Source organism: Streptomyces roseirectus, from assembly GCF_014489635.1.
GTDB lineage: Bacteria > Actinomycetota > Actinomycetes > Streptomycetales > Streptomycetaceae > Streptomyces > Streptomyces roseirectus.
Genome location: NZ_CP060828.1, coordinates 9482970 through 9497734 on the forward strand (window position 1 = coordinate 9482970; position 14765 = coordinate 9497734).

General features: G+C 70.1%; 14 protein-coding genes and 2 pseudogenes. 9 read left to right on the forward strand and 7 right to left on the reverse strand.

Features of this window, described 5'->3' with window-relative positions; genetic code table 11:
- Positions 1 to 806: 806 nt before the first annotated feature.
- The 4 genes from IAG44_RS40815 to IAG44_RS40830 all read left to right on the forward strand — a co-directional run bounded on the left by IAG44_RS40815 (position 807) and on the right by IAG44_RS40830 (position 4238).
- Positions 807 to 1271 carry a winged helix-turn-helix transcriptional regulator gene (locus IAG44_RS40815; protein WP_187752050.1) on the forward strand — a complete coding sequence of 155 codons (465 nt, stop codon included), beginning with the start codon at positions 807 to 809 and terminating at the stop codon, positions 1269 to 1271.
- A 200-nt stretch (positions 1272 to 1471) separates the two neighbouring features.
- A complete protein-coding gene (locus tag IAG44_RS40820) occupies positions 1472 to 2812 on the forward strand; it encodes an SCP2 sterol-binding domain-containing protein (RefSeq protein ID WP_187752051.1) in 1341 nt (446 codons plus the stop codon).
- A 55-nt stretch (positions 2813 to 2867) separates the two neighbouring features.
- On the forward strand, positions 2868 to 3830 hold the full coding sequence (locus IAG44_RS40825; RefSeq protein WP_187752052.1) for a PDR/VanB family oxidoreductase: 963 nt from the start codon (positions 2868 to 2870) through the stop codon (positions 3828 to 3830).
- Between the two features lie 27 nt (positions 3831 to 3857).
- On the forward strand, positions 3858 to 4238 hold the full coding sequence (locus IAG44_RS40830; protein WP_187752053.1) for a DUF1330 domain-containing protein: 381 nt from the start codon (positions 3858 to 3860) through the stop codon (positions 4236 to 4238).
- A gap of 4 nt (positions 4239 to 4242) precedes the next feature.
- Here IAG44_RS40830 and fabV read toward each other — a convergent pair whose 3' ends face one another.
- The 3 genes from fabV to IAG44_RS40845 form a co-directional block, all read right to left on the reverse strand.
- The gene (gene fabV / locus IAG44_RS40835) at positions 4243 to 5451 is read right to left on the reverse strand and encodes an enoyl-[acyl-carrier-protein] reductase FabV (protein ID WP_187752054.1); all 1209 of its coding nucleotides are present in this window, start codon (positions 5449 to 5451) and stop codon (positions 4243 to 4245) included.
- Positions 5452 to 5567: 116 nt separating this feature from the next.
- The gene (locus tag IAG44_RS40840; RefSeq protein WP_187752055.1) at positions 5568 to 5951 is read right to left on the reverse strand and encodes a VOC family protein; all 384 of its coding nucleotides are present in this window, start codon (positions 5949 to 5951) and stop codon (positions 5568 to 5570) included.
- Positions 5952 to 6008: 57 nt separating this feature from the next.
- Positions 6009 to 6551 carry a GNAT family N-acetyltransferase gene (locus IAG44_RS40845; RefSeq protein ID WP_187752056.1) on the reverse strand — a complete coding sequence of 181 codons (543 nt, stop codon included), beginning with the start codon at positions 6549 to 6551 and terminating at the stop codon, positions 6009 to 6011.
- Between the two features lie 71 nt (positions 6552 to 6622).
- On the opposite strand from IAG44_RS40845, the gene IAG44_RS40850 reads away from it, so the two are divergent.
- Positions 6623 to 7282 (forward strand): MSMEG_1061 family FMN-dependent PPOX-type flavoprotein, encoded by a 660-nt coding sequence (locus tag IAG44_RS40850; RefSeq protein ID WP_187752057.1) that lies wholly within the window; start codon positions 6623 to 6625, stop codon positions 7280 to 7282.
- Entirely contained in the window at positions 7279 to 7743 is a 465-nt protein-coding gene (locus tag IAG44_RS40855; protein WP_187752058.1) for an alpha/beta hydrolase family protein, read from the forward strand. The genes IAG44_RS40850 and IAG44_RS40855 overlap by 4 nt, the downstream gene beginning before the upstream one ends.
- A 416-nt stretch (positions 7744 to 8159) precedes the next feature.
- On the opposite strand, the gene IAG44_RS40860 is transcribed toward IAG44_RS40855, so the two are convergent.
- Complete coding sequence (locus IAG44_RS40860) at positions 8160 to 9020, reverse strand: enoyl-CoA hydratase/isomerase family protein (RefSeq protein ID WP_187752059.1); 861 nt, start codon at positions 9018 to 9020, stop codon at positions 8160 to 8162.
- A 154-nt stretch (positions 9021 to 9174) separates the two neighbouring features.
- On the opposite strand from IAG44_RS40860, the gene IAG44_RS40865 reads away from it, so the two are divergent.
- Both IAG44_RS40865 and IAG44_RS40870 read left to right on the forward strand, forming a co-directional pair.
- A complete protein-coding gene (locus IAG44_RS40865) occupies positions 9175 to 9792 on the forward strand; it encodes a TetR family transcriptional regulator (RefSeq protein ID WP_187752060.1) in 618 nt (205 codons plus the stop codon).
- Positions 9793 to 10138: 346 nt separating this feature from the next.
- Complete coding sequence (locus tag IAG44_RS40870) at positions 10139 to 10459, forward strand: cellulose binding domain-containing protein (protein WP_187752061.1); 321 nt, start codon at positions 10139 to 10141, stop codon at positions 10457 to 10459.
- Here IAG44_RS40870 and IAG44_RS40875 read toward each other — a convergent pair.
- Positions 10410 to 13358, reverse strand: coding sequence for a M36 family metallopeptidase (locus tag IAG44_RS40875; RefSeq protein WP_187752062.1), 2949 nt, complete (start codon positions 13356 to 13358; stop codon positions 10410 to 10412). The two genes, IAG44_RS40870 and IAG44_RS40875, sit on opposite strands and share 50 nt — an antisense overlap.
- Positions 13359 to 13683: 325 nt before the next feature.
- Between IAG44_RS40875 and IAG44_RS44910 the strand changes: the two are divergent.
- Positions 13684 to 13910: pseudogene (locus IAG44_RS44910) on the forward strand (hypothetical protein); the annotation flags it as partial.
- 36 nt (positions 13911 to 13946) lie between these two features.
- Here IAG44_RS44910 and IAG44_RS40880 read toward each other — a convergent pair.
- Together IAG44_RS40880 and IAG44_RS40885 are read right to left on the reverse strand one after the other, a co-directional pair.
- A pseudogene (locus IAG44_RS40880) lies at positions 13947 to 14099 on the reverse strand (sporulation protein); the annotation flags it as partial.
- Between the two features lie 178 nt (positions 14100 to 14277).
- Positions 14278 to 14751 (reverse strand): hypothetical protein, encoded by a 474-nt coding sequence (locus IAG44_RS40885; protein ID WP_246562875.1) that lies wholly within the window; start codon positions 14749 to 14751, stop codon positions 14278 to 14280.
- Positions 14752 to 14765: the final 14 nt, after the last annotated feature.

The window sequence follows — 14765 nt, forward strand, 5'->3', positions numbered from 1 at the left end:
CCTTTCTGTTGATGATCGATCGGGGAGGACGTCTCATGCGGTGATGCGGTGAGCGGGCGGTGTGCGCAGCGGTCGTGTACGTGCCGTCCAGCGGGTGCGCCCGGCGGCTCTTCCGGTTCTCAACGCTGTGCGACGAGCCAAGCGGGACGCTGACTCCGCGACCGGCGTGGCGATGGGGACGGTGACCAGGCTCCGGGATTCCCATGACACCAGAGGTTCCTGGGCCGCCCGATGCTCAGCAGCGTAGGAGGGCTGTTCAGGACGGTCAAGGCCAGCTCGAAGCGCCGCCGAAGGCGCCCTCAGGGCAGTTGAGGCGGCTGTGGTTCGCCCTGTGCGACGATCGTCTTCGTGACGGGCGTGAGCGGTGACTTCGAACTGTCCATGGACGACCTGCGAGTTCGTCAACGGCGCGCCCAGGACCAAGCTTCAGCGCGTCACGTCGATGGACGCCCACCGGGCGGCGAAGGAGGCGGCCACGGAAACCGCACGTCTCGCCGCGCAAGCCGCCGGCGATGCCGCGTCTGCCGCCTACCTGCACCCGATCGCGAAAGCCCACCAGGTGGGCCACATCCTGCGCGCCGCCGCGAATGCGGCACGCATAGCCGAGATCGACGCGGGCGAGGATCCCGAGGCTGGGAACCAGGCGATCGAAAGGGCGCGAGCCACACCGGCTCTGATCGATGTTCTCCGGCGCTACCCTCCCGCCCCCGGCGGGAGGAGCAGGGCTGCGCAGCTGATGGCCGCTCTGGACACCTCCCTCCGTGCAAAGCTGTCGGTTGCTTCAAGCAACGTGCTAGATTCGCGGCATGTTGGGCCGAACGTACGACAGTCAACTGTGCTCCATCGCCCGGACACTGGAGATCGTGGGTGAGCGCTGGACCCTGCTGATCATCAGGGACGCGCTGCTCGGCCTGCGGCGGTTCGAGGAGTTTCAGGACAGTCTCGGCGTCGCCCGCAATGTGCTGACCAACCGCCTGGCCAAGCTGGTGGAGGACGGGCTGCTGGAGCGGGTCTGTTACCAGGAGCGGCCCGCGCGCTACGAGTACCGGCCGACGGGCAAGGCCAAGGACCTGCTCACGGCGTTGCTGTCCCTGATGCACTGGGGTGACGAGCACGCCGCGGGCCCGGCCGGCCCGCCGAGGATCACGGACCACGTGGGATGCGGGGGCAACGTCCGGGAACAGCTCGTGTGCACCCAGTGCGGACAAGTGGTGGGCCCGGACGCCGTCCGCCTGCTCCCCGGCCCGGCGCTCACCGACTCGCAGGGCTGACCCCCATGGCGCGTGGACGACCCGCGCCGTCCGCCTGCTGAACCCCCCTCTCGCACCGGCCAGTTGCGCCCGCACTCGGCACGCCACCGGCCTGGACCCGCACACCTGAGCAGAGAGTTGCTTCACGCAACTCACCTCGCTAGGGTTCGAGTTGCTTCATGAAACTCATGAGCATCCCGCCCCCCATGAGGTGACGCTCGATGGCCAGGAACAAACTCGAAGACCATCCCACCGTCGTCCAGGCCCGCCGCGCCCCCACCGCGGCCCGCCCCGCCGGACCGCTGGACGCGGAGTGGCTGCGCCAGGTGTGCCTGGACGCGGGCGCGGATGACGTCGGGTTCGTCGAGATCGACCGGCCGGACATCGCCGACCAGCGAGAGGATCTGGACGCCGCGCTGCCGGGGGTCCGGACGCTGATCAGCATCGTGACCCGGATGAACCGGCAGAACATCCGCACGCCGGCGCGCTCGGTCGCGAACCTGGAGTTCCACCACACCGGCGACCACACCAACGAGGTCGGCCGGCACGTGGTGGGCGCGCTGGAAGCCGTCGGCGTGCGCGCCATCAACCCCGCGATGGGGTTCCCGATGGAGATGGACAAGTTCCCGAGGAAAGCGTGGGTCGTCTCGCACAAACCGGTCGCCGTGGCGGCGGGGCTCGGGAAGATGGGGATCCACCGCAACGTCATCCACCCGAAGTTCGGGAACTTCGTGCTGCTGGGCACGATCCTCGTCGACGCCGAGGTCAGTGAATACACGCGGCCCATCGAGTACAACCCGTGCCTGGAATGCAAGTTGTGCGTGACGGCCTGCCCCACCGGGGCGATCGCCTCCGACGGGCACTTCAACTTCTCCGCCTGCTACACGCACAACTACCGCGAGTTCATGGGGGGTTTCGGCGACTGGGCCGAACAGGTCGCCGAGAGCCGCGACGCCCACGACTACCGCGCGCGCGTCAGCGACAGCGAAAGCGCCTCGATGTGGCAGAGCCTGTCCTTCGGCGCCAACTACAAAGCGGCCTACTGCATGTCGGTCTGCCCGGCCGGCGAGGACGTCATCGGACCCTGGCTGGACGACCGCAAGGCGCATCTGACCCAGGTCGTGCGCCCGCTCATGGACAAGGAGGAGACCGTCTACGTCGTCGAGGGTTCCGACGCCGAGCGGCACGTCGCCGACCGGTTCCCCAACAAGCGCACGAAGCACGTGACGATGAGCCTGCGGGCGAACAGCGTCGACGGCCTGGTGGAGGGCCTGCCGCTGATCTTCCAGCGCGAACAGGCCAAGGACATGTCCGCCACCTACCACTTCACCTTCACCGGCGACGAGTCCCGGCAGATCACCGTGACCATCCGCGACCGCGCACTCGACGTCGCCGACGGACACCACGGCGAGCCCGACCTCAGGGTCACCGCCGACACCCGCACCTGGCTGCGCTTCCTCGCCAAGCCCTCGCTGCTGGCGTGGGCGCTGGTGCGCCGTCAGATCAGACTCCAGGGCTCCCCCCGACTGCTGCGCGACTTCGGCCGCTGCTTCCCCTCCTGACCGGCGGAGAAGAACGCGCCCCTCGATCATCACTGTGAGAAACGAAAGGCCGGTCATGAGCACTCTCGGCACGGAAGCCGAACTCGACCTCGTGGTGGAACGCAAGGAAACGGTGGCCGAAGGCGTCGTGCTGCTGACGCTGCGCCACCCGGCAGGCCATACGCTGCCGGAATGGCAGCCGGGCGCCCATATCGATCTCGTCCTGCGCACTGATCTGGTCCGGCAGTATTCCCTGTGCGGGGACCCGGGGGACCGGACCCGCCTTCAGGTCGCGGTGCTGCGTGAACCGGAAAGCCGTGGCGGGTCGAGCCATGTGCACGATGTCCTCGCGGACGGCGAAACGGTACGCGTGCGCGGCCCGCGCAATCACTTCCCGCTCGTGAAGGCCAAGAAATACCTGTTCATCGCGGGTGGAATCGGAATCACCCCCCTTCTGCCCATGATGGCCGCCGTCAACGCGACCCGCGCCGACTGGAGCCTCCTCTACGGAGGCCGCACCCGGGCCTCGATGGCATTCGGCGACACCTTGAAACGGGCCTATGGGGACCGGGTGAGCCTGCGACCGCAGGACGAATACGGGCTCCTCGACCTGCCGGCGCTGCTCGGCAGACCGCAACGGAAGACGGCCGTCTACAGTTGCGGCCCCGAACCGCTGCTCGCGGCGGTCGAGGCCGGCTGCGAGACATGGCCGACCGGGTCCCTGCACCTGGAGCGGTTCGCCCCGAAGCAGGACGCCGCCGCCGGACCGCTCACGACCTTCGAGGTCGAACTGGCCCGCTCCGGCACCCGGCTGACGGTCCCCGAGGACATGTCCATCCTCGAAGCCGTCGAAAACGCGGGCGTGTCGGTGATGACCTCGTGCGAAGAAGGAATCTGTGGAACCTGCGAGACGAAGGTGCTCTCCGGGGAGATCGACCACCGCGACTCGGTACTGGACGACGCGGAACGCGCCGCGGGGGACACCATGATGATCTGCGTTTCCCGGGCCAGGGGAAACCGCCTGGTCCTCGACCTCTGATCGAATTACCGGAAAGGGATACCGGAAATGACGGAACAAACGCAGCAGCAGAAGCAGAGCAAGTTCTACGCCCTGAACATGTTCGACGTGTCCGACCTGGAGAAATACCTCGCCTATTTCACCCGGCTCCCCGAGTTCGCTCCGAAATACGGCGGCCGTATCGTGGGATTCGGCCGCTTCCGGGACAACGTGGCCGGTGACCTCGCCCCCCGGCAGGTCCTGTTCCTCGTCGAATGGGAGTCCGAAGAGGCATTCGACACCTTCCGTAACGACCCGGAACTCGCCGACTTCCACCCCCTGCGGGAGAACGGAACGGCCTCCTACATCTGGCAGACATTCGACGGCATCGACATGAGCGACCCCACCACCGTCGCCCTCGACGACGTACTGGCGGTACTCAAACCCTGACCCCTCACCCGGCCGCCGGCCACGGGACGTCCGTCTCCACCGCCTGGCCGTAGTCGACGCCGGGGACGGCGAACCCGTACAGGCGCTGGACCTCCGCGCGGAACCAGTCCAGGTCGGCGAGGTCGGCGATCGTGTCGGTCGTCGCGGCCTCCCAGCGCTCGGCGACCGCTGACTGGACCTCGTCGGCGAGTTCCCAGTCGTCCAGGCGGATACGGTTCTCGGGGTCCAGCCCCATCCGGGCGCTGCCCCTCAACCGGTCCCACAGGGTGACGAGTTGGCCGAGCGGCGACACCATGGCCTCGCCGAGGACGCCGCGCAGCAGGCCGGTGTAGAGGGCGATGCCGGGGATCGCGGTCGACGACTGCGTGACGGCGGCCCCGTTGACCGACGTGACGGCGCCACCGTCGAGCAAGTCGCCGAGCCGGACGTCGAGTTCGCGGGCCGTGGCCTCCAGGTGGGCCTTGGCGGCGCCGATCGTGCCCTGGCGGTAGATCCCCGCCGTCAGGGGCGAACCGAGGTACGACAGGGCCACCGTCGAGAACCCCGGCGACAGGAGGTTCTTGCCGGCCAGGTGGTCGATCCAGCGCGACCAGTCCGCGCCGCCCATCACCGCGACCGTCTGCTCGACGTCGTCACCCTCCGCCGGGGCCGTCTCGACCTCACGGACCTCCGGGGCGCCGTCCTCGTCGAAGACCAGCGTCTTCGTGCGGTGCGGCGCGCCGATCGGCTTGAGGACGGACGCGTACGTCGTCCCCGACACGGGGTCGGTGCGCCGAGGCGCGGCCACCGAGTAGAGCAGGTACTGCACCTCGCCGCCGAAACGCCGCTCGATCAGGTCCGCGACCTGCTCCTTCACGTCGTCCGAGAACGCGTCGCCGTTGAGGAAGACCATGTCGCGGCCGATCGAGCGGGCGAGCCGGGCCGTGGCCGCCGTGCGGTACCAGCCCGCCGTCGCCGTCCGGCGTTCCGTCGGCGGCTTCTCGAACGAGACGGCGATGCCCCTGATGCGGGCCCGCTTGAGGGCCGCGACCGTGGCCGCGAGGCCGTAGCCGGAGGAGGAGCCGATGATCAGCGCGACGGGGCTGTCGTCGAGCCACGGATCGGGATCGGGGCACGCGTCCCACATGTCCCGCACCTGGCGCGCGCAGCCCGCCGGGTGCGAGTCGAGGAAGAGGAAGCCCCTGCTGCGCGGGGTGAGGATGCGGCTCGGCATGATGACGCTCCTTCGGACGGCCGGTGCTGCGGACCCCCAGTCTGTCGGGCGGCCGGGGCGGGACGGGGGCGGCGCCCGCCACAAGGATCGGGAACGGATCTTGGAGCGTTCCGACGTCAGCCGGACGCACCGGCCCGGTCCGACGCGCTGCGCAGCACGCAGAACTCGTTGCCCTCGATGTCGGCCAGCACCGCCCACCCGGTCCCGTCCGGATTCCGGTGATCCCCCACGAACACGGCGCCGAGCGCCAGCAGCCGCTCGACCTCCGCGTCCCGCGAGGTCTGCGGACGCAGGCACAGGTGCAGCCGGTTCTTCACGACCTTGCTCTCGGGGACCTGGTTGAAATACAGCACCGGCCCCTCCGCCAGCAGCACCTCGACCTCCCGGTCACCCGGCCGCGCCTCCGCACCCAACGGCCGCCCGGTCACCGCACTCCAGAACCGCGCCAGTTCGTAGGGGTTCGCGCAGTCGACGGCGATGTTCTGGAGGACGGAGACCATGGACGTGACCCTTCGTGAAAGGTGATGTGGCAGTCACGCGGTGACAGCGGGCGCACCCTAATTCTCCGTGCCCCGCTCCCACTCACCGGCCAGCAGACCGAGAATGACCTCGTCCAGGAACTCGCCCATCACCCACGCCGAGGAACGCAGGACGCCCTCGCGGACGAAGCCGTTGCGCTCGGCGGCGCGGAGCATCGGGTGGTTGTCGGCGAGGGTGTCGATCTGCAGGCGCTGGAACCCGCGGACGGTGAAGCCGTAGTGGCACAGGACGGCGACGACGTCCGTGCTGTAGCCCTTGCCCCGGGCAGAGGGCCGCAGGCCCAGGCCGAGGTGGGCGGAGCGGTGGTGGGTGTCGATGCCCCAGAGGTTCGCCAGGCCGATCAGGCCGCCGGTCGCCAGGTCCACGACGGAGAAGGGGACATGGCTGGGGTCGGTGTCGTCCAGCGCCAGACGGGGGTCCTTCGCGTCGGGGGAGACCGGACGCCACGGGGCGGCCTGAGCACGGGAGGTGCCGGCGACGTCCTCATACAACTCGGTCCTGAAGACCGGGACGTCGTCCGCACGCCGGGCCCTGAGCGCGACTTTGGTGCCTTTGAGCATGTGAGCTTCTTATCGGGCGGGATCGTCCACGGGCAAACCGATTACCGGCCCGCGCCGCTTAGGGTCGAGACATGACGACCTCTCTGACCGGCAGCGCCTTTGACGACCTCCTCCTCGACGCCGTTCCCGACCACGAGACCCTGCGCCTGACCTACGAATCCCCCGGCGACCTGGCCGACCGCAAGGTGATGACCGAACTCACCGACCAGACACGGAAGTTGATCGGCTGCTCCTCACTGGTCATGGTCGCCAGCGCCGACGCGGACGGCAACTGCGACGTCTCCCCGCGCGGCGGCCCCGCCGGATTCGTCGCCGTCCTGGACGAACGGACCCTCGCGATCCCGGACGCGACCGGCAACAAGCGCCTCGACACCCTCCAGAACGTCATCGCCACCGGCCGCGCCGGACTCCTGTTCCTCATACCGGGCCGCACGACGACCCTCCGGGTCAACGGCCGGGCCTGCGTCTCCACGCGCCCGGACCTGCTGTCCCAGCTGACGGCCGTCGGGAAGCCCCCGGCCAGCGCACTGGTCGTCGGCATCGAGGAGGTCTACCCCCACTGCCCCAAGTCCCTCCTGCGCGGCAACGCCTGGAAACCCGACCAGTGGCTCGCCGCCGACGCCCAACCGACCTCGGCGGAGGTCACCCTCGCGCAACTGCGGATGCCGGAACTGACGATCGCCGACATCGAGCGGGCACAGGAGGAGTCGCTGAAGTACCGGTACGAGTGAGGCGACGCGGCTTCTGGTTCGCGGCGGGACGGGCGTCCGGAGTCAAGGGTCCCGTCCGCCGCACGGTCCGTGCGACGACCCGTCGCAGAGGTCTGTCCCCACGCCTCACCCTCACCGTCCCCGTGCACGTCCCGCGCGGCTGCACCGGCCGCCGTGACGTCCCCCTCGTCCTCAACCTGCACGGCAGCGGCTCCAACGGCCGCAAGCAGCTCACCGCCGGCGGGCTGGACGAGACCGCCGACCGGCACGGCTTCCTCGCCGCCGCCCCCGACGGCGGTGTCCGGCGACCCGGTACGCCGGACGGCTGCACGCGGGTCATCCCCGGCGCCCCCGACACCTCCGGCCAGTACCCCTCGCCCGACGTCGGCTTCCTCGCCGACACGATCGAGGCGATGTCCGCCCGCCTGCGCGCCGCCGACGACCGCGTCCACGCCACCGGCTTCTCCGGCGGCGCCCGCTGACCTTCCTGCCGGCCCGCGAATTCTCCGACCGCATCGCGGCGACCGCCCCGGTCGCGGGCCTGCGCGCGGGCACCCTCGACCCCACCACCTGCGCCCCCGCCCGCCCCGTCCCCGTGCTCTCCTTCCACGGCCGCGCCGACACGGTCAACCCCTACGACGGCGGCGGCGCCGGCTACGGGGGCTACTCCGTGCGGACGGCCTGCGACCGCTGCTCCGGATGACGTGGGGGAGGGGGGAGCCGCCTTCCCGGGCCGCGCCGGACTGGCGCAAGCTGTTCCCGTCGCCACTCCTCGGCGACGTACCCGCGGACGCGGAGCTCGGGGTGTCGGTAAGAACCGTGTCAACGCGCGTGTCGGCAATGACTGAGGGGCTCTTCCCGCGGAGTCTCTGCGCACGGACGGCGAGAGCTTGGGTGCTCAGACGCTGTTGGCGATGCGCTCGTGGTCCCGTTCGCCCTCGCGGGTCTGGAGACCGGCGGCGAGCAACTTGTGGGCGAGCTCGGTGACGTCGTCGCCGATTGCCGCGTTCAGGCCCTCGTTCTCAACGACGTACGCCTCATGGGGAATCGGCTGTGCGACCGCGTTGACCGCAGCCTTCGTGATGGAGATGACCTCTGGCCGGAGGCCGGCGATCCGTCGGGCCAGGGTGCTGACGAACGTATCGAGTTCTCCGGCGGGCACCGCACGGTTGATCAGGCCGTACCGCTCCGCGAGCTCCGCGCCGACGAGCTCGGCGCCGAGGATGAGCTCCAGCGCGCGAGCCCTTCCTGCCAGGCGCGTCATGTTCACCGTGCCGCCGCCTCCGGGGAGGATCCCCAGCAAGGACTCCGTCTGCCCCTGCCCGGACTTGCCGATCGCCGCGAATCGCATGTCCAGGTACATGAAGAACTCATTGCCCGCGCCACGCGCGAAGCCCGCGAGCTTGCCGATGGTGACCTGCGGCAGCGAGCGGACCTCCTCGCTCATCGCCTGGAGGATGTTCATGCCTTCCGGGACGACCGAGCCCGGCGCGGCCGCGATCGCGGCGCGAATGGCTGCGGGCAGCGCGGCAGGGTCGGTGAAGTAGGCCATGTCGGCGTGCGCGACGAAGAACTCCGGGTCGGCGCTCTCGAAGACGATGACGCGGACGTCGGCGTCGTCCCGCACGCGCGCGACGAAGGCCCAGAGTGATGACAGAAGGACCGCGTCCATCAGTTGGAGCGGCGGGTGATCGATTGTCACCGTCGCGACCCCGTCCGAGACGTCGATCGTCAGGGCGGGAAGGTCGTCGTAGCTCATGAGGTGGCTCCATATCGCGGTAAGGGACGGCCCGTGACCAGACCGTCGGCTGGGGACGACATCGCGAATCTAAGCATCATGTCTGACACTGAGTATCAGAAGGGAAGCCTATACCCGAAGAAGTGGATGAGTGTCTCGCAGTACACTCGTGCCCATGAGCGCAGCACCAGTCGGTACCCGTGAGATCAGCCGCCACGCGGTGCGAGCAGAGCTGGCCCGCGTCGCGGTCAACCGGTTCCGCCTCACCGGCTTCGACCAGGCCACCTTCGCCGACCTCGCCGAAGCCGCCGGAGTGTCGCGGAGCACCTTCCTGCGCTACTTCGACACCAAGGAAGACGTGGTCCTGTTCGTCTTCGACCCTGTCGGTGACGTCATCGCTGACGCGCTCGCCGCCGACCGGGCCGACCTGGACGACTGGGGCAGGCTGCGCAACGCCCTGGAGTCGGCCATGACGTTCCTCGTACGCGACGTCCAGGAACTCGTGACGATCCTCGGCCTCGTCAACGAGACCCCGGCACTGTGCGCTCGGCTCCGGGAGAAGCAGGCTGAATGGCGACCGGGGATCGTGGCCCGCCTGCAGGAGACAACCTCGTCGGCCGAGGAGTCCTCGGTCGTCGCCGACGTTCGCGCCGCCGCGGCGCTCGAATGCTTGCGGATCGTCCTCGGGCGGTGGAGTGCGAGCGGCGGCCAGGAGGACTTCGGCGAACTGCTGGACACCGCGTTCGCCGCTTTCTCGACCTCGGCACGCCGGCAGTCGGACGCTCCACGGTAAAGGGCCGAGGCGGCGGCTTTCTCCGCGGTGCCGAAGCGGACGGTGTCCGCACCGCCGGGAGTCCGCGCGGCCATGCCGGGGCATCAGGGGCATGCACCGCCTCCAGCAGCGCGAACCCGTCCGGCCGTAGACCAGCGCCCGCTCCTCGCGCTTGCTCGTGGAAGCCGGCGGATGGCAGGAGCGAATCCGGGGGCCGTAGCGGTCGGCACATTCCCGAACGGGCACCGCCTCGACCTCCCGCCACCATCACCTTGAAGCGCCGAAGCCAGTAGCAACACGGTCACGAAGTCCACCTGTTCCCACACGATGCTCTTGGGGATCCGGCTCAGGAGCGGGGCGTCGGGATGTGCGTGACCGGCAGGGCGGCTTCCAGGCCGACATCACCCTGTGCGACACGGGAACCGCGGCTCTGACCGACTGGACGCTGGACTTCGGCTTCCCGAGCGGCCAGACCACCGGCAACCTGTGGGGCGGTACGCCCACTCAGCGCGGCGCCGACGTCGTTCACGCTCGACGGGACCGTCCGCACGGCCACTTGACGCGTGCCCGCACCAGAAACCGGAGGGTGGCGTCCCGTGGTCGGAACGCCGCCCTCCGGCCTGTCGGCACCGGGCCGGTCAGCCCTGGTGGGGTTTGCCGTGGACGACGAGCTCGGTCATGTCGATGAACTGGCAGCCCGAGGGAGTGGAGTCCTTCGCGCAGTCCACGCCGTTGTCGACGGCCTGGTTGCCCAGCATGGTCATACGGACGTACCGGACGTTCCGTGTGGTGCCCGCGTCGAGGGCCACGGTGTTCTCCCGGCCGTTGTCGGCGGGAGTGAAGTGGCCCGTGGCGGCGGTCGCCCAGGTGGTGCCGTCGGTGGACGTCTCGACGCGGTAGTCCCCGAGGGACGCTGTCAGGTCGTCCCCGCAGCCCGCCGTCGGGTTGAGGCGCACCTCGCTGACGTCCACACCCTGGGGCAGCCGCACGGTGGTGTGGACCGGATTGGTTCCGGTGCCGTTGGTGCCGCCCTTGCCCTCCGAACCCCAGACGCTGCCCGCCATGTCGATCAGAGCGGCGGGTCCGCAACCGCCGTCGCTGAGGTCAGGGCCGGTGAACTCCGCGATCTCCGCGCCGCCGGAGGCGGCCGACCAGTCCCGGCGCAGCGTCCAGTCGACGGGAGCGGCGGAGACGGTGACCGTGCGGAGCTGGGGCTCGTAACCGCCGACGGCGGCGGCGTACACCTTCCGGTAGGTGCCCTCGGGGACGTTGCGGATCGTGTAGGTGCCGTCCGCCGCGCTCACGGCGGAGAAGTCCGCGCCGGGGGAGCCGGAGGCGTGGCCGTTGATGCTGATGGTGATCCCGCCGACCGGCGAGCCGGTGGCGTCGTCGGTCACCTTGCCGGTGAGCGTGACCACCGGGGTGTCCGGGCCGGGCGGCAGGGAGAAGTCCTCGTCGGGCTGTACGTCGTCGCCTGTGAACGAGGCGGCGAACCAGCCCATGCCCCGGTGGGCGAAGACCTTCCAGATCCGGGCGTGGGCACGGCCGCCGTTGACCACGGTGTCGGCCTGCAGAATGGCGTTGCGCTGGTCGAGGAAGCTGGGGTTCGCGGGCGACAGCTCCATCGCCCGGGTGACGAGCGACTCGGTGAGCCTGCTGCCGAGGGCGTAGCGCAGGTCCCAGAGCGTCTCGCCCCAGATCTCGCCGTCGGAGTGCACCTGCGGACCAGTGGGCCAGATCTTCCCGTAGTCGCCGTAGGTGTAACCGCCCGCGCCCGCCTTGGCCGTTCCGGGGCAGGCGGCCGACGTGGAGCCGACCGGGCAGTCGATCGACTGGGTGCGCGCCGGCAGGTCGTCGAACCAGCCCGGCGCGTCGAGGTTCACGTCGCCGTCGACGCGCCGGTCGTCCTTCCGCAGGCCCTTGTCGGCGAGGAGGTCGAGGGCGTACCAGTCGCTCCACGCCTCACCCATGGCCCTCGACTGCGGGCTGGTGAGGGTGGAAACACCGTCGGCGTCCGTGACGAGCCGGTTGGACAGACCGTGCCCGTACTCGTGGTAGACGGTGGCGGCGTCGTCGCCGGAGTTGCCCTGCAGCACGTTGTGGTCCGGTAGGGAACCGGTCAGGTACATCTGCATCGTGGGCGCCTGGCCGTCCGGCGGCGTACCCATCTTGGCGTTGTTCAGGTGGCGTTCGTCGGGCAGCCCGTCCTTGAGGGCCGCGCCGTTGTCCGTCTGCGCCTGTACGGCGTCGCCGTCCCGGCCGTCGAAGTTGCCGGCGGCCCGCGTGAAGCCGATCGGAGCGGCTTCCAGGTGGTCGTGGAAGGTACCGAGGAAGTAGAAGACCTGCGCGGCGTTCTGCTCGCGGTTGGTCTGCCAGGAGTTCGGCGTCTTCTGGTCCCACGAGCAGGGCAGCGGGGTGCCGCAGCCGGCACCGGTGAAGGGCTTGAACGGGAAGGAGAACGTCCCGTCGGCCGCCGGGGTCACTTCCTCGCCCGGGTCCACCTTGTTGTTGCCGTCGACGTCGCTGAAGACGTGCGCCACCGATCCGTCGAGGGTCCGGGCGTCCTTGGGGAGCCAGCCCCGGGCGGTCAGATCCCGGGTGTGCTGCTTGCCGCCGGACCGGGCACCCGGGTACTGGTCCCAGACCAGCGCCTTGCCGGTGCGCCGGAGCGGGCCGGTGGCGGAGGACAGGCCGGCGGACCGCTCCGCGCGCGTGCCTACGCCCTCGGGCCCCTCGGCTGTCAGACCGGAGGACAGGTTCTGCCGGTAGAGGACCCGTTGGGTGACCGCGTCGACGACGTGCAGCCACATGCCCTGGCCGTCCGGTGAGGTGACCGTCCGCCACGCACGCCGGGCCGCGCCGCCCGGCGCCGTGAACACGACCTGCTTGGCGGTGTCCGAGCCGCCGCCGCTGACGTTCGTGCCGTCCGCGACGTCCCGAACGGCGATGCGCCGGGCCTGAGTTCCGGTGATCCGCGCGGGAGCCAGTGCGGACGGCAGCCCCCGCACCGGGGAGCCCAGCACGCTGATCAGCCGTCCGTCACGGGCGACGTGCGCCTTGACGCCGTTGCCGAACACCGGGACACCGTCGACCGACTGGACGAAGGACAGGTGCCGTATCCCGGCGACGTCGGTGTACCGCTTGCGCAGGGTGAGTCCGCGAACCTGGTCCGCGGAGAGCCCGAACACGTCGGGATGCGCCCGCAGATACTGCCGGGCGATGTCCTCCGGGTCGGCTCCACTGGCCGACGTCAGGTACCCGTCGAGCCGGGCGACCTGGCGTGCGGTCCCGGTGGCCGGGTCCAGTTCGAGCACGCCCTGCGTCCCGAGCTGCCTCCGCAACTGCCGTACACCTGGCCGCTTTTCGGCCTGCGTCAGCCGGGCGTCGCTCCGCGCCAGCGACTGCTGCGAGGGTATGAGTGGCAGGCTGTCGCCCGCCTGGGAGCCCGAGTCGGCCGCGGGGCGGCCTGCCGGATCGCCCGGAGCCGCGTTCGCGCCGCCGGGCAGCAGAGCGACGGCCAGCGAAAGGCCGGCCGTCGCGGTGAATATGGTCGCGCGCGCTCTGCGCCCGAAGGAGGCTCTCGCCATGGTGCGCCCTCGTGGGGGAGAGGTCCAACGACCGCGATGGAGCGGCCGAGTTGTACGCCCCAACTTCGCAGGACGCTCTGCGCGCCTGGAAGACTGAAAGTTCAATATTCACAGGAGTTACACAGGCCCCGGGAGTAACAGGACGTCATCCCTGGTCAACATGTCGCCTTGCGGCGCGCCGAGTGTGGGTCTCGTGAACGCGGACGCCCTGTACGTCTGCGTGGACGACGGCTTCCCCGGCGGGGTCCCGATCGCTCGCAAGGGTGCAGCCCGTAGCGACCACTCTGCGGCCTGACGCACGTTGCCGGTCATGACGGAAAATGACGGACTCACTGGAGTGCGGCCCGGATCGCGTACCCGACTGTGCCACCGGCTGAACACCCATGTCTCCCGCCGCATGAGGGAGTTGACCGACCAGCGCGAATGACTGACAGCGTTCCTGCTGCCCGCCCACTCGCCCGCAACCGGCCCAAACGCCTCCAATGCCGGCCCGGACTCCTCGACGGCTGCATCGCCGGAACCGGCCTGGCCCTCGACACCCAGAAGTCACCCCGACGAGCCGAAGCCAGTGAGCAGCGCCTCGTGGCGCACGTCGAACGTCCACCCTGCGAGCCGGGACAGCTCGGCGGTGACGGAGTTCGCCTTCCAGTTCCCGCCGCCGTACTTCGAGTCCCACCGCCGTGCGTCGCCCGCGGCCTCGCGCAGTTCGTCGAGGTCGACGCGCCCGACCCGCCGGCCGCCTCGACGGCACATCGACCCCCACCACCTCGCACCCCGCACCGCGACACCCAGCATCATCGACGCCCGCAACGCCCTCGCCCCCCACCACTGGCGCCAGACCGGCTGGACTTTCCGCGCCCTGGACCGTCCCTGAACGCATCCCGCCGACGCTTCAGCCCGCCTCGAAGCCGCCGTGACGCTACAGGTCCTTGCACGCCCTGGCTTCGAACTCCGCCAGGGAGACGGTGAGCGCGGTTTCGCCGTCGCCCTCCGAGACGTCGTGGTAGCGAACCGTTCCCGGGGCGAGCCGGTCCCGGTCGGCCGTCGTGAAGGAAACACCGCTCGCCGACCACGAGTTGTCCTTGGTCCAGCCGTAGAGCCTGTAGGTGGTCCCGGCCGTGAGCGGTGCGAGGGGTTCGGTCGCGGTCCAGCCGGCGGTTGGGGGATCGAGGGTCCAGGTGGTGAGGCCCCGGGTGAGGGGGCGGTCGGCGGTCCATGAGCCGACTGTCGCCCGCCGGCCGGCGTCGTCGCCGTCCACGTGCAGGGTCGCGCCGTCGGTGTGATGCCCGCAGACCATCACGACGCCGACCAACCGCCCGTCGGCCGTCACGGAGAGACCGGCGACGGTGCCGGTGAGACGCCGGGCCGTCGGACGCGACGTGATCGACCGCATGCTCATCCCCCTGC